The organism is Sulfuricurvum sp., assembly GCF_041651515.1.
Classification (GTDB): domain Bacteria; phylum Campylobacterota; class Campylobacteria; order Campylobacterales; family Sulfurimonadaceae; genus Sulfuricurvum.
Genome location: NZ_JBAZJF010000004.1, coordinates 143,808 through 163,157 on the forward strand (window position 1 = coordinate 143,808; position 19,350 = coordinate 163,157).

18 protein-coding genes are annotated in these 19,350 nt (G+C 44.4%); 8 read left to right on the plus strand and 10 right to left on the minus strand.

Going from position 1 to position 19,350, the window contains the following annotated elements:
• Positions 1-2 precede the first annotated feature (2 nt).
• A complete protein-coding gene (locus WC407_RS08650; RefSeq protein WP_373022222.1) occupies positions 3-809 on the plus strand; it encodes a YihY/virulence factor BrkB family protein in 807 nt (268 codons plus the stop codon).
• On the opposite strand, the gene WC407_RS08655 is transcribed toward WC407_RS08650, so the two are convergent.
• The 7 genes from WC407_RS08655 to WC407_RS08685 all read right to left on the minus strand — a co-directional run bounded on the left by WC407_RS08655 (position 756) and on the right by WC407_RS08685 (position 8,125).
• Positions 756-2,018, minus strand: coding sequence for a ComEC/Rec2 family competence protein (locus WC407_RS08655; protein WP_373022224.1), 1,263 nt, complete (start codon positions 2,016-2,018; stop codon positions 756-758). The two genes, WC407_RS08650 and WC407_RS08655, sit on opposite strands and share 54 nt — an antisense overlap.
• Positions 2,019-3,467 (minus strand): replicative DNA helicase, encoded by a 1,449-nt coding sequence (locus WC407_RS08660; protein WP_373022226.1) that lies wholly within the window; start codon positions 3,465-3,467, stop codon positions 2,019-2,021. It abuts the gene before it with no gap.
• Positions 3,468-4,529, minus strand: a complete 1,062-nt coding sequence (gene ispG, locus WC407_RS08665) for a flavodoxin-dependent (E)-4-hydroxy-3-methylbut-2-enyl-diphosphate synthase (RefSeq protein ID WP_373022227.1) — start codon at positions 4,527-4,529, stop codon at positions 3,468-3,470.
• Positions 4,530-4,648: 119 nt separating this feature from the next.
• On the minus strand, positions 4,649-6,496 hold the full coding sequence (locus WC407_RS08670) for a primosomal protein N' (protein WP_373022228.1): 1,848 nt from the start codon (positions 6,494-6,496) through the stop codon (positions 4,649-4,651).
• Positions 6,497-6,510: 14 nt separating this feature from the next.
• Complete coding sequence (locus WC407_RS08675; RefSeq protein ID WP_373022229.1) at positions 6,511-6,963, minus strand: type II secretion system protein; 453 nt, start codon at positions 6,961-6,963, stop codon at positions 6,511-6,513.
• Positions 6,964-7,062: 99 nt separating this feature from the next.
• Positions 7,063-7,545: a type II secretion system protein gene (locus WC407_RS08680; RefSeq protein WP_373022230.1), complete on the minus strand. Its 483-nt coding sequence runs from the start codon at positions 7,543-7,545 to the stop codon at positions 7,063-7,065.
• 100 nt (positions 7,546-7,645) lie between these two features.
• Positions 7,646-8,125, minus strand: coding sequence for a type II secretion system protein (locus tag WC407_RS08685; protein ID WP_373022231.1), 480 nt, complete (start codon positions 8,123-8,125; stop codon positions 7,646-7,648).
• 150 nt (positions 8,126-8,275) lie between these two features.
• Between WC407_RS08685 and WC407_RS08690 the strand changes: the two genes are divergently transcribed.
• Together WC407_RS08690 and pckA are read left to right on the plus strand one after the other, a co-directional pair.
• Positions 8,276-8,668 (plus strand): hypothetical protein, encoded by a 393-nt coding sequence (locus WC407_RS08690; protein WP_373022232.1) that lies wholly within the window; start codon positions 8,276-8,278, stop codon positions 8,666-8,668.
• A 96-nt stretch (positions 8,669-8,764) separates the two neighbouring features.
• Positions 8,765-10,375 (plus strand): phosphoenolpyruvate carboxykinase (ATP), encoded by a 1,611-nt coding sequence (pckA, locus tag WC407_RS08695; protein ID WP_373022234.1) that lies wholly within the window; start codon positions 8,765-8,767, stop codon positions 10,373-10,375.
• Positions 10,376-10,578: 203 nt separating this feature from the next.
• On the opposite strand, the gene glnA is transcribed toward pckA, so the two are convergent.
• Together glnA and WC407_RS08705 are read right to left on the minus strand one after the other, a co-directional pair.
• Positions 10,579-12,009, minus strand: a complete 1,431-nt coding sequence (glnA, locus tag WC407_RS08700) for a type I glutamate--ammonia ligase (RefSeq protein WP_373022235.1) — start codon at positions 12,007-12,009, stop codon at positions 10,579-10,581.
• A gap of 72 nt (positions 12,010-12,081) precedes the next feature.
• Positions 12,082-12,861 (minus strand): histidinol-phosphatase, encoded by a 780-nt coding sequence (locus WC407_RS08705; protein ID WP_373022236.1) that lies wholly within the window; start codon positions 12,859-12,861, stop codon positions 12,082-12,084.
• A 69-nt stretch (positions 12,862-12,930) separates the two neighbouring features.
• Here WC407_RS08705 and WC407_RS08710 point away from each other — a divergent pair, with 69 nt between their 5' ends.
• The 5 genes from WC407_RS08710 to WC407_RS08730 all read left to right on the plus strand — a co-directional run bounded on the left by WC407_RS08710 (position 12,931) and on the right by WC407_RS08730 (position 16,976).
• The gene (locus tag WC407_RS08710) at positions 12,931-13,647 is read left to right on the plus strand and encodes a chemotaxis protein (protein ID WP_373022237.1); all 717 of its coding nucleotides are present in this window, start codon (positions 12,931-12,933) and stop codon (positions 13,645-13,647) included.
• A 51-nt stretch (positions 13,648-13,698) separates the two neighbouring features.
• Positions 13,699-15,024 (plus strand): peptidase U32 family protein, encoded by a 1,326-nt coding sequence (locus WC407_RS08715; RefSeq protein WP_373022238.1) that lies wholly within the window; start codon positions 13,699-13,701, stop codon positions 15,022-15,024.
• A gap of 78 nt (positions 15,025-15,102) precedes the next feature.
• Positions 15,103-15,597, plus strand: coding sequence for a 5-(carboxyamino)imidazole ribonucleotide mutase (gene purE, locus WC407_RS08720; RefSeq protein ID WP_373022239.1), 495 nt, complete (start codon positions 15,103-15,105; stop codon positions 15,595-15,597).
• Positions 15,598-15,642: 45 nt separating this feature from the next.
• Positions 15,643-16,122, plus strand: a complete 480-nt coding sequence (locus WC407_RS08725) for a DUF3972 domain-containing protein (RefSeq protein ID WP_373022240.1) — start codon at positions 15,643-15,645, stop codon at positions 16,120-16,122.
• Positions 16,119-16,976, plus strand: a complete 858-nt coding sequence (locus tag WC407_RS08730; protein ID WP_373022241.1) for a DUF89 domain-containing protein — start codon at positions 16,119-16,121, stop codon at positions 16,974-16,976. Before WC407_RS08725 ends, WC407_RS08730 begins: the two co-directional genes overlap by 4 nt.
• On the opposite strand, the gene WC407_RS08735 is transcribed toward WC407_RS08730, so the two are convergent.
• Positions 16,971-19,235 carry an ABC transporter substrate-binding protein gene (locus WC407_RS08735; protein WP_373022242.1) on the minus strand — a complete coding sequence of 755 codons (2,265 nt, stop codon included), beginning with the start codon at positions 19,233-19,235 and terminating at the stop codon, positions 16,971-16,973. The two genes, WC407_RS08730 and WC407_RS08735, sit on opposite strands and share 6 nt — an antisense overlap.
• Between the last annotated feature and the right edge of the window lie 115 nt (positions 19,236-19,350).

The window sequence follows — 19,350 nt, forward strand, 5'->3', positions numbered from 1 at the left end:
CGATGAATGTAAAAGCGATGCTCAGACATATTCGCCTTTTTTTCCTAATGCTCTTTGATCGGGAAATTACCGTCTATGCCTCCAGTCTCAGCTTTTACACTATTTTTACCGTTGTACCGTTACTGATCATCTCTCTCAGCCTTATCGCCAATGTCCCCGTTTTCAACGCCCAATACGCCAAAATTCAAATTTTTATTTTTGAAAACATGATGCCGGTTCAAACCGCCGCAGTTGCAGGATATTTAGAATCCTTTTTCCAAAACTCCGTGCAGCTAGGGGTAATCGGTTTTAGCACAATGATTATTTCATCGTTGCTTTTTTTCCAAAACTTTGAACATATCGTCAGTAAAATTTTCAAAACCCCGAAGAGAGCGATTTGGGATGCCATTACAACCTATTGGACCCTTATTACCCTTACGCCGATCGTTCTCATCGCCTCTATGAGTTTAAAAGCCTACTTAGTTTCGCATGTCAGCGGTTTTATGCTCCAGGCACTCTCCATCTTCCCTTTTATATTGCTATGGGGAATTTTTTTCGTGATCTACCATATCGCCGTAAATGCCGATGTCTCTCCAAAAGCAGCCGCCATCAGTTCCTTTATTGTCGCCGTCGTCTGGGGAGTTGCTAAAAACAGTTTTGTCCAATACGTCTTTTATAACAAAACCTATGCCACAATGTACGGCTCTTTTTCCGCTCTCATCTTCTTCTTTTTATGGATTTATGTTTCATGGATCATCGTCATCTACGGTATGAAACTATGCTATCTGATAAATCGCGCTGACCAACGTACCGAAACCCAAAAACCCTAAACTCCCCATCGCCCATTTCCATCGCATAGCCGCAACAGCCAAAAAAACACTTCCAACTCCCACCGCTATAGGAATCGTTACCATTCCCACCTTTGCCGAGGCAAACATTTTGAGCAGCAACGGGTCATAAATATCTCCCCATGGAGTCAGATGCAGAGCCAAAACACTGGGATAATAAAGATTAAACAGAAGCGATAAAGGGATAGAACCGATATGCCAAAAACTAAACGTCCCAAAAATAGCGAGCGATATCGGCAACATAACGAGATAGCACCATACATTCAACGCTAAAAAGATTTGCCATGGCTTCCAATGTTCATAATGACGAACAAAGATAAAGATCGACAAGACACCGAACGTCGAAAACCAAAAGCCCATCGAAAAAAAGAGTCGCGGGAAAAAAGCGAGTAAAAGGGTAATCGCGATAAAGAGCGTTTGAACCGAAACGATTTTAATCCCCCGATCATAGAGCCAATACCCCACCGCGATCATCGCAAACGAACGTACCATCGCCGGGTTAAATTCCAGTGCCCATAAATAAAAAAACAGTAAGGACGTGACAACAACAACCAAATCCCGATTGCCGTGCCGATAGGGGAAATAACGATTTTGTAACCACCGATACGGTGTACGAAGAAAAAAATATGCGATCAAACTCAAAATCCCGAAATGGTATCCGCTGATGGAGAGGATAGCACTCAGCCCCATCGCCCCCACCAGTGACTGAAACTCTCCGGACATCGGAGTTGCTACAAATAAAGCGCCGTAAAGCTCTTTCATTGTTTGATCCTGATGTGCAGAAGCAATCAACCGATATCCGCGCTCTTTCAGGCTAAGGGTAGGATACACCTCCACAATCACCCCACGAGTACGGAATCCTTTCAGATAATCCCAGAAACTCACTTTGGCAACCTGCAACTCGACCAATACGTCCCGCCCGCGCAAATCGCGCAGATAAGGGCTCATGACACATCGAACGCTGGATCCGTTTTCAAGACGAAGTTTCATCGAAGTTTTAGAAGTATCCGAAATCAACCGTACCTCTTGATCGATCACATTGGCTCGAACCAGCGGGTCATCAAACTGTTTAAATTTGCTAAATTGATAGTATTCATACGAAAGAGATAAAGAGAGTATAAACAGGAGAAATACCAAAAAGAGAGAGCCGCTTTTAAGATCAAAAAGCTCGACTCTCTCTAATTTTGACATCTATATTATCGGCATTGAAACCGTTTCAGTGTCCATATTCATCGTTGCCGATTTCATATCGATATTTTCATACACGATCTGTGCCGCCCCAAACGTCGGTTTATCGATAAAGCGGGTAAATTTCTTTTGGAACATCAGCTTCACATGTCCTGTCGGACCGTTACGCTGTTTGCCGATAATAATTTCGGCTTCTTCTTCCTCTTTTTCGACGTATTTTGAGATAAACTCTTTGCCCGAAGAGATTGCCTCTTTCTCCCGCTCTTTTTCCTCTTTGTAGAGATAGACATCGTTTCGGTAGACGAAAAGGATAATATCGGCATCCTGCTCGATCGAACCCGACTCACGGATGTCGCTGAGCATAGGACGTTTATCGGCGCGCGATTCGAGGGAACGGTTCAGCTGTGAAAGGGCAATGATCGGTATTTCCAACTCACGGGCGAGCATTTTTAGCCCGCGTGAAATCTCACTCACCTCCAAGTGACGATCTTTCCCCCCTGTTCCGTTCATAATTTGCAAGTAGTCAATGACGGCAACTTCTATCTCAGGATGGCGGCTTTTGAGCTTTCGGAGTTTGGAACGGAGCTGATTGATATTGATCGAACCGTGATCGTCCACGAAAAGTTTCGTATGGCGCATCTTATCGACCGCATCGTTGAGCCGTTTGTACTCCTCTGGGGTCATATCCCCGACACGAAGACGTTGAAGCTGGATAGAGGTTTGAACACTCAGAAGACGCAGCATCAGCTGTTCAGCAGGCATCTCCAACGAGAAAAAGGCAACCCCTTTCCCCTTTTCGATCAGATTTTGGACCATATTGAGGGCAAATGAGGTTTTCCCCATTGCAGGACGGGCGGCGATGATGACCAAATCCCCTTTGCCGTATCCGGTTGTCATTTTATTAAGCTCGGCATACCCCGTATCAACCCCGACGAGTATCGCATCGCCCCGCGCGCGCATCTCTTCGATGTAGCGCATCGTCTCATCGGTCACGGTATCCGCATCTTTAAAATCGGTCGCTTGAGAGCTTTGGGTAATCTCGTAGAGCTTTTTTTCGACCAAATCGACGACATCCGCCCCCGAAAGCTCTTCTTCGAGCGTTACCCTCTTGATCTCCGTCGTAAGAGTCAGCAAATGACGTTTAATCGCTTTGTCTTTGATCTCTTGAACATAAGCTGTCGTATTGGAGATCGGATTGGCAGTGAGAATTTCCACCATCACCCGCTCATCAAATTTTTGTTTCCCCGTCAGCTCTTTTTTCAAAAACTCTTCATCGATGGGGAGATCGCGATGCGATAGAGCCATCATCGAGCGATAAATTTCCTGATGGGCAGAGAGATAAAAATCTTCCGGTATCAATATCGCTTCAAACTCATCAAACTGCGAGGGATCGAAAATGATAGAGCTCAAAACAGAGCGTTCAAAGGCTAAGTTGTATAACGATTCTTCCATTTAATCCTCTTCCCTTGCCATTTTTTCGACCTCTTCGACAAACCGATCCACCAATAAATCTTCACTCAATCGCGCAACCACTTCACCCTTGACCATCACCAATCCAGAACCTTTGCCATAGGCGATAGCGACATCGGCATGTTTCGCTTCCCCGATAGCGTTTACCACACACCCCATGACCGAAAGATCAAGGGGCTTTTTGATGTGTTTTGTCCGCTCTTCGATTACCGCTACCGCACTCACCAAATCGGCTTCGATCCGTCCGCACGTCGGACACGAGATGATATTGGGTCCCTCTTTGGCCACCCCGCTGTCTTTGAGGATGGCGCGCCCGACTTTGATCTCCTCTTCGAGCTCTCCGGTGATGGAGACACGCATCGTATCCCCGATCCCCTCTAATAACAATGTCCCCAGACCGATCGCACTTTTTATCGTCGCATGAAAAATCGTCCCCGCCTCGGTCACACCGAGGTGGAATGGATAGTGGTTCTTCGGACGTAACATCCGATACGCTTCAACGGTACGCTGAACATCACTCGCTTTGAGTGATACCTTGATATCACTAAAACCTAAATCTTCGAGAAATTTGATGTTATACTCGGCAGATGCCACCATCCCCTCGGCGCTTTGTCCGTAGCGCTGCTCAAACTCTTTTTCCAGACTTCCCGCATTCACCCCGATACGGATCGGAATTGAGCGTTCCTGACACGCTTTTACGATCTCACGAATGCGCGATTTCTCACCGATGTTTCCGGGATTAAAACGGATGCAGTCTACGCTCTCAGCAGCGATCAATGCCAGTTTATAGTTAAAATGGATATCCGCCACAAGGGGAAGAGAAATTTGTTCTTTGATCGATTTCAATGCACGCGCATCCTCCTCATCGGGGACGGCAACGCGGACAATATCACATCCGGCAAAATGGAGCCGATTGATCTGCTCCACGGTTGCACTAATATCCGCTGTACGCGAATAGGTCATCGACTGTACCGAGATGGGGGCATCTCCGCCGATGGGGACATTTCCGACAAAAATTTGTTTAGTAGGGTAGCGTTTTATCATAGGGTAGATTGTAACCATTATGATGTTAATTTTTACTGACTTCTGCCTCGAACGAGGCAAGCTTCAGTGCCATAGCGGCCAGCGTAGCCAGAGAGATTTTATCCCTTTGGCGTTCTATATTACGTAAACTCTATCGGGTCCATATCAATCTCACACAACGGCGATTTTACGACCCTGATCGCTCGAATCAGATCGGTACTTTTATCACTCCGTAACAGAATTTGAAATCGGTATTTGTCGGCGATCCGCTCTATCGGGGATGCGCCGAATCCGACAATGTCTATCTCTCTGAATCCACGTAAAACATCCACCGCCTCTTCCATCGCACTCTTTGCTTTAATCCCATTTTTATGGGCATAGAGGAGTCGTGCCAGCTTTTTCGTAGGGGGATAGCGTCCCTCTCTCAGTTTCTGCTCATCCTTTAAAAATTGTTCATAATCTTCTAAGTAACTTCGGAAAAACGACTCATTAAAACTTTGGACAATAACCGTTGAACTGTTTTTTCGACCGCTTCTGCCGGCTATTTGGATGAGCAAAGAGAGTGCTTTTTCACGTGCACGGTAATCGGCCTGCCCCAGTAAATTATCGATCCCCATTACCACAGCGAGGGCAATATCGTGATAATCATGCCCTTTGGATAACATCTGCGTCCCGACAAGTAAATCAATCTCTCGTCCGTTAAAAGCTTTTAGAACCTTGGTCAGTTTATTTTGCGTCGTGATAATATCGCGATCGAACTGGGCGATGGTGAGATTAGGATTTTCGTCCTTGAAATGCTCTACCGCTTCTGCCGTACCTAGCCGTGAGGAGGTGAGATGAGGGCTGTGGCATTTCGGGCATACTTTCGGAAGCACCTCGGTATAGGCACAATAGTGACATTTCAACGCACGGGCATTGCGATGCAGACTCATCCCGACACTGCAAAACGGGCACTCTACGGTACTGCCGCACCCCTCACACACCAGATATTTAAAATTAGCGCGCGTAGGGATAAAAACGATCCCCTGATGCCCCGCTTTATAGTTCGATTGTATCGCTGCATCGATGGTGCAACTCAGCGATTCCACCGAGGGTTCAAAAACAAATGTCCGCTTCGTCTCATAATAGCCGCCGCGTAGACGGGTAAAGGGATATTTGCTGTAACTGCTAAGACTGGGGGTTGCGCTCCCCAAAACAACAGGAATTTTCATCATATTCCCTAAATAAATCGCCATATCCCGTGCATTGTAGCGAGGACGGGAGGAAGACTTATAGCTCTCATCATGTTCCTCATCCACCACAACCAATCCTAAATCCGCTATCGGTAAAAAGAGGGCTGATCGAGGACCCGCTATAATGCGCGCCTCTCCACCATAAATTTTTTCCAGAGTCACTTTTTTTTGTTTCGGCGTCATTTTAGAGTGCCACAATACAAAGGCTTCGCCGAAATGCTTTTTAAATCGATCTTCCATCTGCGGTGTTAATGAGATTTCAGGAAGTAACAATAAAGCCCTCTTACCTGCACGTAAAACTTCATCCATCCGCCGCATGTAGATTTCGCTCTTCCCCGCACCGGTATCACCAAAGAGGAGCGATACTGGGTGCGAGCGGATAAAATTAAGCGCTTCGTTTTGCGAAGGAGAGAGGGTAATATCGACGAAAGAATGAGAAAGAGGCGGAAGAATCCGATCTTCATGGTCTAAAAACGGTACAAACACATTGAGCGCTTCGCCCAGCGAACACCCATAATACTCCGCCATAAACTGCGCCATTTTGATTTGGGAATCCGAATAGATGAGAGGGGAAATTTCGAGGATACTTTGCGTTTTGAAGTCAGGTTTTACCGTAGATTCGACAACCACACCTAACATTTGACGGTTTGAAAGAGTCAAAGAGACTTGAATACCGACCGAAAGCCCGGCATCGTAATGATAAGTAAGCAACTCAAGAGGAGAGCCCAAAAGGGCTATTTGATAAAAATAATTCACTATCGATGAAGGATCTATTCCGTCAAGCTTTTACAGTTTGCAGTAGTATGGTCACAATCAAATGTACCCGCTTGATGCGTCCCGTTGATTACCGGATAATAGGTAAATGCAGTGTCAGCATTGAGAACATGAAACGTATACTCATTCGTATTTGTTTTTCTCCAATGCCCGTTACCTGTACCCGGAGCAATACCATACTGCAACAGTATGTGCGTACTATCATTTCCATCAAATATCCCGCCACTTGCACCATCTAATGCTGAAATATAGCTACTGTCCCCTTGCAATAACCGCGTTTGACGCTCACTGACAATCGCCGCACGAATGGCCGCCACATCGCTGCGCCCTTTGGCCATTTGCGCATCGTCCCGTGTCGCTGCCAACTTGGGAATTGCAATTGCAGCCAAAATACCCAAGACGACAATAACGAATACTAATTCGATCATTGTAAAAGCGTTTCGTTTCATACTAATCCCTGTTGCTCTGAGTTTTACGATTCATCTTAGAATCTCAAAAGTCAAGTCAATACTCAAAGGAGGTATCACCCGAAGGTGATACAAAACGCGTTATTGAACGACGCTAGTTCCGCCAAACGATACGTTTTTATCTGCATTAGAAGCACCAAGAAGATTTGATTTGACCGCTGCTGCTTGTACTGCCTTACAAACATTAGATGTTGTGTCAGTTCCTACAGAAATTGTCATATTGCCATCCCCGGTGGCTACAGTAAACGGTTTAAATATCAAACAACTCTGAGCTGCAGCAGTTCCATTAGCAAGATGTAATGTTGCACCGGCCAAAGTTGTTGTCGCTGATGGTTCAACGAAAGCAACATTCGTAACATCACCGACAAATGCAGTACCGAATGTACCTTTGGAGGTATAATACGCCCCTATATCGCTCACAAACGTAGCTGCATCCGAATTTAATTTTGCAACTTTAGCATCATCCCGTGTTGCTGCCAATTTCGGAATAGCTACTGCCGCCAAAATACCCAAAATAACGATAACGAAGATCAGCTCGATCATAGTAAAACCCGAACGTTTCATGGTTTACTCCTTGAAGTTTAAAATATAGATTACTCTTGTAACCTTAGTGTCATTATGAACCCCTTAATCTTATAAAACGTTTAATCCAAAACCATCTTTGCTATTGAACGACGCGGGTTCCGCTAAAAGAGACATTTTTATCTGCATTATTAACCCCAAGGATATTGGATTTAATCGCAACCGATCGTACTTCGGTACAAATTGCACCGGTTCCCGTCCCGGCAGAAATGGTCATATTTCCATCGGCACCGCCGGCAGCCGGTTTAAATACCAAACAGACGTTCTCTCCATCCGTCAAATCCAATGTCGATCCCGCCAAAGGGGTCGTTGTATCCGTCGGTGCCGCAACCGTTCCGAATTCGACATTGGTAATATCTCCAAGCGTTGCCGTTCCGAAAGTATCTTTTGAGGTATAGTATGCTCCCACATCGCTCACAAATCTAGCGGCGTCCGAACTGATTCTTGCAACTTTAGCATCATCCCGTGTTGCCGCTAGCTTTGGAACCGCTACCGCAGCCAAAATACCTACAATGACAATAACAAAGATTAATTCAACCATGGTAAAGCCTGAACGTTTCATTGGTTTACTCCTTAAAATTCAGCATTAAAGTGTAATATAAAAATTACCTTTGTGAGCTTAAAGTATCCAAAAAAAAAATTTGTCCTGTTTTATTCTCTAGCACAGTATTTAAGTTCCCTATGGCATAATTTTCAAAATCAAGGAGACCTTATGAAAATCGCGGTACCCGTAATGGATGAAAATTTAAAAATGGCCGGCAATGCAGGACATACCCCCTATTTTGCTGTTTACACTCTCAAAGGGGGGATGTTTCGTTCTTTCGAATATGAAGGATTACGCGCCAATCCCAAAGTAGCCGGCGAAGAGGCTCATGATCATGATGAACACCATACGTGCGATCACGATGCCGATGATGTCGAACATATCCAAGCCCATGACACCATGGCCCATGCAATAGAAGATTGCGACTACCTTGTCGTGAAAATGGCGTGTAAAAATACCGCTAAGAGTATGAATAACCTCGGAATAAAACTTCAAAAATACAACGGAACCGAAGCACAAGCTGGAAAAATATTGATGGAATTAGCGGCACAATTTCAATAATTGACTACTTTAATTCTCGTTTATAAATTGGAGGCGTATAATTCGCACCACAAATGAAGCTTATGCTTTAACTTTTCATCTGGGTACAGTACGCAGATGAACCCAAAAAGGCAAAACAAGACCATGATTTCCACAGAGATTGAGACGTTAGGGATAAAAAACAGCGGAAAGCTTTTCCACAATTTGGGCTTTGAAGAGCTGATTGAACACGAATTGCGCAACGGTGAATGCCGCCTCGCTGATAACGGTGCGACGATGGTTGATACGGGTGTATTTACCGGACGAAGTCCAAAAGATAAATATTTTGTTGACCAAGACCCTTCCAATAAATACATCGCATGGGGAGATGTCAATAAAAAAATTGACAAAGCCGTCTTCGATGAGCTTCTTGTCGTTGCACGCGAGCAACTCTCCAATAAAGATCTTTACATCACCGATGTTTTCTGCGGTTCCAGCGCTTCAAGCAAACGTTCTATCCGTTTTGTCTCTGAAATTGCATGGCAATCCCATTTTGTCAAAAATATGTTTATTCGCCCTACAACAAAAGAGTTAGAGAGTTTCAAACCTCAGTTTACCGTTCTTAATGCGTGTAAAGCGGTTAATGAGCAATGGGAAAACCATGGTCTCAACTCGGAGGTATTTGTCCTTTTCAGTGTCGAAGAGAACCTCTGCATCATCGGCGGAACCTGGTATGGCGGTGAGATGAAAAAAGGGATTTTTTCAATGATGAATTATTGGCTTCCTCTGGAAGGGAAGCTTTCAATGCACTGCTCCGCCAATGTCGGCGATGCGGGAGATACCTGTTTATTCTTCGGCCTCAGCGGTACCGGAAAAACCACCCTCTCAACCGATCCAAAGCGCGCCCTTATCGGCGATGACGAACACGGTTGGGATGACGAGGGTGTATTCAATTTTGAAGGTGGCTGTTACGCCAAAGTTATCAACCTTGATCCCAGCAGTGAACCTGAAATCTACGGTGCTATCCGACCGAATGCACTGCTCGAAAACGTCGTGTATGATGAAGACGGAAAAGTAGACTATACGGACGATTCTAAAACCGAAAACACGCGCGTATCGTATCCGATCGAACATATCGATAATCACGAATCAACACTTCAAGCTCCGCATCCTAAAAATATCATTTTTCTCTCTGCCGATGCATTCGGTGTATTGCCGCCGGTTAGCAAACTTTCCAAAGAACAAGCCATGTATTACTTTCTCAGCGGTTACACGGCTAAAGTAGCCGGAACGGAACGCGGCATTACCGAACCGGTTGCAACCTTCAGCTCCTGTTTCGGAGAAGCATTCTTACCGCTTCATCCAACCGTATATGCAAAATTGTTGGGTGATAAAATTGATAAGCACGGTGTCAATGTCTATTTGGTTAATACCGGATGGACAGGCGGCGGATACGGCGTCGGTAAACGGATGAGTATCAAAGATACACGCGCGTGTATCAATGCTATTTTGGACGGTTCCATCCGAGAGAGCGAATTCGACGTTACCAATACTTTCGGTTTTCATATTCCAAAAACACTCGCTTCCATCGATCCGGTAATTCTGAATCCTCGCAATGCATGGCAAGATCGAGATGCCTATTTGGTTCAACGTGATAACCTGGCCGCCCTCTTTATTAAAAACTTCCAAAAATATACCGATGGACAAAGTGAATTTGACTACTCTGCTGCGGGACCAAAACTTCCATAATTCTTCTTCATACTTTTCTTTTTAATAAAGAAAAGTAGCAAAAGAAAATCGCCCCCACAACAAAACGCTATCGGTACGCTTTTTCCCTACGGCAAGCGACCTTGCTCTTGGTGTGTTGGGGGGCATTATTTTACAATAATAAAATTTAATAATAAAAATGAACTGAAGAGAAAGTGTGCAGGGTTTTCACCCCGCACAGAAGATTAGCAAGAATAAGTGGATTTGAATTCGAACGCAGTCGGACGAGCTTCGTCAGGCCATACTTGTGTTTCAAATTTGTAATTTTGGTAAGTATCCAAAAATTCTGGAGTCATAACCGGCTGCAAGAAATCGTTATCACGAATCAATGATTCCAAAGCACCGCGCAATGTGTGTGGCATTTGTGGAATCCCTTTTTCACGGATTTCATTGAGGCTAAGCTCAAATAAATCTTCATCCATCGGTCCAACCGGAACCATTTTGTTTTTGATACCGTCAAGTCCAGCCAACATCATTGCGGTAAACGCAAGGTATGGGCATGAAGTAGAGTCAGGGAAACGCATTTCGATACGAGTCGCTTTTTCACCTGCACCGTATGGAACACGGCAAGATGCTGAGCGGTTTTGACTTGAGTAGGTCAAGATAGACGGTGCTTCAAAACCAGGGATAAGACGTTTGTATGAGTTGGTTGATGGGTTAGTGAACGCTGCAACGGCGCGAGCGTGTGCAAAAATTCCGCCAACATAGTGAAGCGCCGCTTCAGAGAGGTTACCGTAGCCACCCTCTTTGTAGAATGTGTTTTTGCCGTCTTTCCAGATGGATTGGTGAACGTGCATACCGTTACCGTTGTCTCCGTAAAGCGGTTTAGGCATGAAAGTGACCGTTTTGCCGTTAAGATGCGCTACCATTTTGATAACGTATTTAAGTTTTTGAACGTTGTCCGCCGCGTTAACAAGAGTATCGAATACGATACCGATTTCACCTTGTGCTTGAGCAACTTCGTGGTGACCCAAAATAACTTCAAGACCGACTTGCTCTAATACTTGCATCATTTCTGCACGTAAATCGACCATGGTATCGATCGGAGCAACCGGGAAGTAACCCCCTTTGGTACGTGGACGATGACCGGTATTGTAACCGTCTTGGAAAGATTTACTATCATTCCATTCACCCTCTTCAGAATCTACTTCATAGTATGAGCAGTTGATCTCATCGCGGATTTTTACATCGTCAAATACAAAGAATTCATTTTCAGGCCCGAAATACGCAACATCACCGTAACCAGCTCCTTTAAGGTGCTCAAGGGCTTTTTTAGCGATAGAACGTGGACATTTTTCGTACATTTGACCTTTGTAAATGTCAAATACGTCACAGAATACGATGATGGTCGGATCAGCCGTAAACGGATCCATAAATGCAGATTCTGCATCCGGTTTTAGGAGCATATCGGAACGATTGATCGGCTGCCAAGCATCGATAGATGAACCGTCGAACGGAAGACCGTTTTCAAAATGGCCGGCATTTACCGCACTGTAGCGATAGCTAACATGGTGCCATGTCCCTTTCATATCGGTGAAACGGAAATCTACGAACTGAACGTCGTTCTCTTTTGAAAAACTAAAAAACTCGTCGACACTATTTACGAATTTACCCATGCTTATCTCCTGAAAAAAATAAAAGTGAAGCAGTATATCAAAAAAGACTAAAAATTGAAGCGCTGAGGATGATTAAAATTTAACCAATGTACGATCTTTGTTACGGTACAGCGCACATTGCGTGTACCCGAATGAACGGGCCAACGTTTCGATTTGCTCACTGTACAATCCGACCTGATCCGGTCTGTGTGCATCGGATCCGAACGTTATCGGAATATCCAATGCCGCTATCTCTTCCAATAAATGTGTTGAAGGATACGCTTCCGCAATGGGTTTTCGATATCCGGCAACATTAAGTTCAACGGCCAATCCCGCTTTTTTGATCGCATGGAGGGCATTTTTGGCTAATAGTCTGATATCTTTCTTGGGTAAAAATTTAAAGACTTTCAACAAATCCAAATGGCCGATAATTTCAAATTTACCGCTTTGTGCCATCTGTTCTATCAATTCAAAATAGCGCGTATATACCGTATCAAGGTTTGCCCCCTCATAACGCCCGATAAATTCAGGATTATCGAATCCCCAGTCATCAATAAAATGAACGCTTCCGATCAAATAATCGCACGGACGTTTTAAGACAGCATCGTCCATAAATCGGGGCAGAAAATCGACTTCATATCCTAAAAGCAGCGTAATTTTGTCCTTATAGTGCTCACGGGCATCTCTCACCCATCCCTCATAAAGTTCCATTTGTTCAAAGCTCATGCGGTACTGCGGATCATAATGCATCGGGGCATGATCGGAAAAACCAAAATACTCCGTTCCTTTCTCTATGGCGGCTTCAACATATTCAGCAACACTTCCCGTAGCATGATTACATAAAACCGTATGGTTATGAAGATCGATTTTCATTTTTTTATCCAAATAAAATAAAGATTTAAATGCTATTATAGTGCAATTTAATCGTTGAGGGTACAGGTCATGACGCAAGAAGAGCTAGATGCACTGATGAATGGTGATATGGATTTTGATGAGACGGTAGAGGAAACGATTCCTTCTGCTGCAGTTGAATCTGCACAAGAAGAAGATGAAGCAAAAGAGGAAGTCCCTTACCATGAAACCGATCCAGATACATACCGCGTTTCGGCTATGAACAGTTGGCCACCGCCACCGCCAACCGATGACAATAAAATGGTGCATCAACTGGACGATGTCACTAAAGAAAGCGAAGAAAAAGCGACTGAAATTTTTGATCTCATAGAGGGGATCAGCAATGATCTGGGCGATGGCGAGAAGCATGTTAAAACACTGAACGCTGTCCTGAAAAGCAATATCGAATTATTTGAAACCCTGAGTGTCAAGTTTCCTCATGTTGAAGCGTTCAAAACCCAACTAACAAAAAACAAAGAAGCGTCCAAAGAGTCCGATCAAATTTTAGAAATACTCCAAAATGGCGGCGACACCATTATGAATGTCATGGATATCATGCAGTATCAAGATATTCACCGTCAAAAAATCGAACGGGTTATCAACGTAATGCGCGCCCTTTCAACCTATATGAATCATCTATTTGCCGGAAAAATAGACGATTCTAAACGGGTGGCATCGGCGGTTCATCTTCCGGGCGATACCGGAACGGAAGATGTCGTAAGCAGCGATGATATTGAAGCATTACTTGCATCTTTTGGGCAAAAGTAGAGGTTTTATAAGGTAAAATTCTCTCAAATTATTAAAAAAGAGAATTTACTTTTGAAAAAAGTCGAACTCCTCTCCCCTGCGGGGAATTTAGAAAAACTCAAAATCGCCATTGATTACGGTGCTGATGCCGTGTATGGCGGAGTCAGCCACTTTTCGCTCCGTATCCGATCGGGTAAAGAGTTCGATTTAGAAAGTTTCAAAGAGGGAATCGATTACGCTCATGCACGCGGTCGAAAAGTCTATGTTACCATCAACGGCTTCCCTTTTAATTCCCAACTCAAACTTCTCAAAGAACACATTTCTCAAATGGCCTCGTTAGAACCCGATGCGTTTATCGTAGCCACCCCCGGAGTACTCAAACTTGCCCACCAAATCGCCCCTCATATTCCGCTGCACCTCTCGACGCAAGCCAATGTGATGAACGTTTTGGACGCGCAGGTCTATTACGATATGGGGGCTCGCCGTATCATTGCCGCACGGGAAATTTCGCTCAAAGACCTCAAACAGATCAAAGAAGAGCTTCCTGATTTGGAAATCGAAGTATTTGTCCACGGCTCTATGTGTTTTGCCTACAGCGGGCGCTGTCTTATCTCAACGCTCCAAAGCGGACGTGTTCCGAACCGTGGAAGCTGTGCCAACGACTGCCGATTCCCGTACGAAATGTACGCCGCCAATCCGGAGACCGGAACGCTGTTTAAACTCGTGGAAGATGAAGGGGTCGGCACCTATATTATGAATTCCAAAGATCTCAATCTAGCAAGCCATATCCAAGAGATCATAGATGCGGGATGTATTGATTCGCTCAAGATTGAAGGGCGCACCAAAGCCCCTTATTACGCCGCTATCACGGCCAAAGTATATCGCCGTGCTATCGATGATTATTATGCCGGAAAAAGTGATGCTGATGCCTACCAAAAAGAGTTGGGGACGATGCAAAACCGAGGATTTACGGATGCTTATCTCGTAAATCGGCCGTTTGAAAAGCACGATACCCAAAATCTCGATTTCAGTATGATGATGGGAACCCACCAAGTAAGCGGCATCGTAGATGAGAGCGGTGAGTTTTATGAATGCAAATACAAAACCTTCCCCAATGAAGCAATGGAGATAGTTACCCCCGATGAATCGATTCTAGTAGAAATCGATAATGAAATCGGTACGATAAGCCAAAAAGAGGGGCAATGGACCATTACCTTCAAACAACTGCTTGCCGAAAACGGAAAAGTATGGGATCAGGTACACAGCGGAAATCTAAATCGTTTCACTTTACCGACCAAACTTCCCCCCTTTACCTTTTTCCGTATCCCTGCAACGGAAGATATGGGGACTGTTAAATGTGATACGCCCAAGGAGCAAAGCCCCTCTGGGCTACGCTAACGCTTAGTTTTCCTCAGCGGAAAGCTCACGCGCACTTGTGCGCTTTTTTAATCTTAACCAAACTTCAGGAGGAAAGAAATGAAATTCGTATCTATAATTATGGGGAGCAAAAGCGATTTTGACGTCATGAAATCGTGCTCACAAACCCTCGAAGAGTTTGGCGTCCAATATGAGCTCATTATCTCATCGGCACACCGCAGCCCTGAACGGACCAAGGACTATGTTATTGCTGCTGAGGCAAAAGGGGCACAAGTGTTCATTGCCGCTGCGGGAATGGCAGCACACTTGGCAGGGGTACTCGCCTCTAAAACGATCAAGCCCATCATCGGTGTCCCGATGAGTGCATCAGCCCTATCGGGGATCGATGCGCTCCTCTCAACCGTCCAAATGCCGGCCGGTATGCCGGTAGCGACCGTCGCGATCGGAAAAGCCGGAGCAATCAACTCTGCCTATCTCGCTATGCAGATTTTAGCTTTGGAAAATGAAGAGTTACGGATGAAGCTCCAAGAAGACCGCATTGCCAAAGCGAAAAAAGTAGAAATGGATTCACTGGAAATCGAAACCATTATCTAGGTACGGCTTTTGCTTTAAAAAATAAAAATAGTGAAGGTGGTAAAGATGCAAGAAGGGCATTGGATGAGTATCGATGAATACGCCCGTATGACGCAAATGGATCGTTCTGAGGTGGAAACATTGATTGTTCGAGGCAAACTTACCACAATCATTGAAGACGGGATTGTCTATATCGATCCGGGACAGGGGATGTCCGGAATTGTCCCTGCCTCCTTGCATGCTCTGAGTGCCTCTGAAACCGATATGACCATCGGGGCAAATTTCGTCGAAAAAACGATCGGTACCATCATCAACCTTCATGAAAAAGTACTCAGTGCCAAAGAAGAGACCATCGAGTCGATCAAAACAGAAAATCTGTTTCTCAGAGAAGCCCTCGCCTCGCTTCAAGAACTTTACGATGAAGACCGTAATACCATAGCGACCCTTACCGAACAGCTTAAACTCTCTCAACAAGAAGTAGAGTTTATGCGCCGCAAATACAAATTGATGTGGGGCAAAGTAATCGATGAGCATGCTGCACAATGACCATACAACAAGAGTGCATTGGGTGTATTATTGCCCAAAGCAACCGAGTTTGCGATGCCATTAATGCAAGTCACGAGTTAAGATCACAAATTACAATCTACGTCGAACATGCTCTCAAAAATCCCGATTTCACCCTTTCTCCGCCGGTTATAGCCGCACCTTTGTATGAACAAATGGCAGTTTTAGCGGGGAAAATTGATCTTTATGAGGAACAAAAAGCGCACGCCAGTCGTCAAGCATCACATTATTTACCGTTTTTACGAGAAACCATCAAAAACGCCAATCACCCTTTCACTGCGCTCCTCAAAACGGCTGTTGTCGGCAATGTTATCGATCTCGCAGCTGAAGTTCATTTTGACCTGCACCATGCCATTGCCTCCGTTTTTGATACTCCGTTTGCTCACGATGATTCCAAGCTGTTGGAGAAAACTATCTCTGAAGCTAAAACACTCCTCTACATCGGCGATAATGCAGGAGAACATCTGTTTGACGGACTCGCTATCGAATCGCTAAAAGAGCTTTATCCTTCATTAAAAATTACCTACATGGTGCGAGGCAATCCTATCATTAACGACGTAACAATGAAAGAAGCCCAAGAGGCCGATATCGATAGCCTCTGCACCCTAATAGACAGCGGTGTCCCGACACCCGGATTTGTCTACGAATATGCTTCTATCGAAGCACAATCGCTCTTTGATAGTGCCGATATAATCATCGCAAAGGGGATGGGCAATTATGAGTGTATGAGTCCCGTCAAACGGAAAAATATCTGTTTTTTATTGAAAGTTAAATGTTCGGTTGTCGCCCGTTCTTTGGGTAGAGAAATCGGTGATATTATCTGCAAACTCTCATGATACAATAATTTTATTGCGCCCTAGATCTTTTGCTTTATATAGCGCTTCATCAGCCCGGCTAACCGCGCTCTCAACGCGATCATCCTCTCTGAACTCACCAATTCCGAAACTGCAGGTAAGGGTGTGTACCACTTCAAAATCATGCGCATTAATCATCGATTGAATCTTGCTTGCTAAATAAGATGCTCCTGCTTTATCGGTATCAGGACAAATAATCATAAACTCTTCCCCACCCCAGCGTCCGACAGTATCGGTATCACGAACCGTAGTGCGCAAAATAGAGGCTAACGTTTCTAAAACTTTATCTCCTACCAAATGTCCATACGTATCGTTGATCCGCTTAAAATAATCGACATCCACCATCACGATGGAAAATGCTCTGCGGGTACGTTGATAATAGGTAAAACACTCAAATAATTTTTCATCCAGTTTAATCCGGTTTGGAAGCTTGGTAAGTGAATCTGTCGTTGCCATTTTGAGAAGTTTTTTATGGTATTTACCCATTTCAAGCTGTCGATATACAAACAAAGATACGATAAGAAATACGATAAGCCCCCCCCAATAAACCCACCGATAATCAACTTTATCCTCATACGTAACAGCAATATAACGATTAAAGATTTTCTGCCGCTCCGCCAGAGTAATGGAATCAATCCCTTTATCAATAATCGATTTAAGCTCGGGATAATCATTGCGTATCATCATCCGAACATCAAAATTAAACTCGGTTGTCCCCGATATTTTTAAATCAACATAATGATCGGCATTAATCAAATACGCGACGACGGGAAGGATATCAATCACTGCATCCACCCGTTTAGCACTCAGCAGTTTTAACCCTTCACGGGTATTCTCGACACCGACGATACGGATTTTCGGATAATGCTCGGCAATCGTTTCGACAATACTATACCCCTGCCCTATCGCTACCCGTTTCCCCTCGAGTGAGGAGAGCCCCGGGAGAAAATCGATGGTTTTATTGGTTACGATAACATTCGGAAAAGTAGCATAAGGTTTGGAAAAGAGGGCATAGGGTTCTGCCGTACTGGAGATAGATGTCCCCAAAATTACATCCGCATGTTTTGTTTTAATTGCATTGAATACCGCACCCCATGTCGGAGCAGAGATATAAGCCGTTTTTAACTCCGAACGTTGGACAATTAAATCCCAAAAATCATGTGCTATCCCTTCGAGTTTTTCTTTATCGGTATCGGAAGCAAAGTTAAAGGGAGGCCACGTATAGGTGGAGGTGTAACGGACAGTCGTCCGATGAATAAATGAGCGTTCTTCAACACTTAAGGGCAATGCTTGGCGCACTAAATTTTCATACAGAAACCCGTGTAATCGCTTTTCGTCTTGCGGGATTCCCATCACTTTATAAATATCGGATATCCGCTGGAATTTTTCGATATTCATCCCCCCTAAAGGCTGATTATCATGATACGCGAGTTCTTTTAACACTCGCCCCTCGTATATCAAACTCTCCAACGATTTATTTTGCCCGTTATAACGGGCTTTAATCAACTGTGCCGTCTCTTCAATATGGGTAAAAGCATATTCCCATCCCCGTAATGTGGCATCCACAAAAGCACGCACTCGTTTGGGATGATGACGCAGTTCATCTTCTGAAGTGAATAAAATATCGCTGTAAAAATCAAATCCGTACTGTTCGGGGTTGATGGCGTTGGTCTCTACCCCTTTCTCTTTCAACACAAACGGTTCATTCGAAATATAGCACGCCATCACATCCGTTTTGCCATTTGCGATATCGATGGGATTGTAGCTGTGCTCTATAAAACGCAGCTTATCCATCTGAACCCCTTGAGCGTTCAGCATTGCACGAACAGAAATCGTATCTTGGAAATCTTGGGTCATCATAATCCGCTTGCCGATTAAATCTTTCGGCGTAGTGATATCGAGTGATTTTTTCGAGAGAAGAACCATAGGGGAGCTTTGGAAAATAGCCGCAAGCGCAACCACTTTTTTACCGTTCATTCGATCGATTAAAAGCGATGAGCGCCCTATCCCATAGGTCGATCGTCCACTCATAACCTCATCCACAGCAAGTTTCTTAGGATCAAATTTTTGGATCGTTACATCGAGTCCCACATCGCGGTAAAACCCTTTCTCTTTTGCTACATAATAACCGGCGAATTGAAATTGATCCGCCCATTGCAGCTTAAGCGAGACGGCATCAAGCGGCTTAGCATTATAGGCAAATACGGATATAGCAAAAAAAAGAAAGAAAAAGAATTTCATTTACCCAATGTACTTTATTTATAATTCCTTATATCATAAAGGATATTTGATTAAAAGAGCCTTTGGGGCAGTACAGGCTTTTGGTATAATGGCATTATCTTTTTAACGGGACACG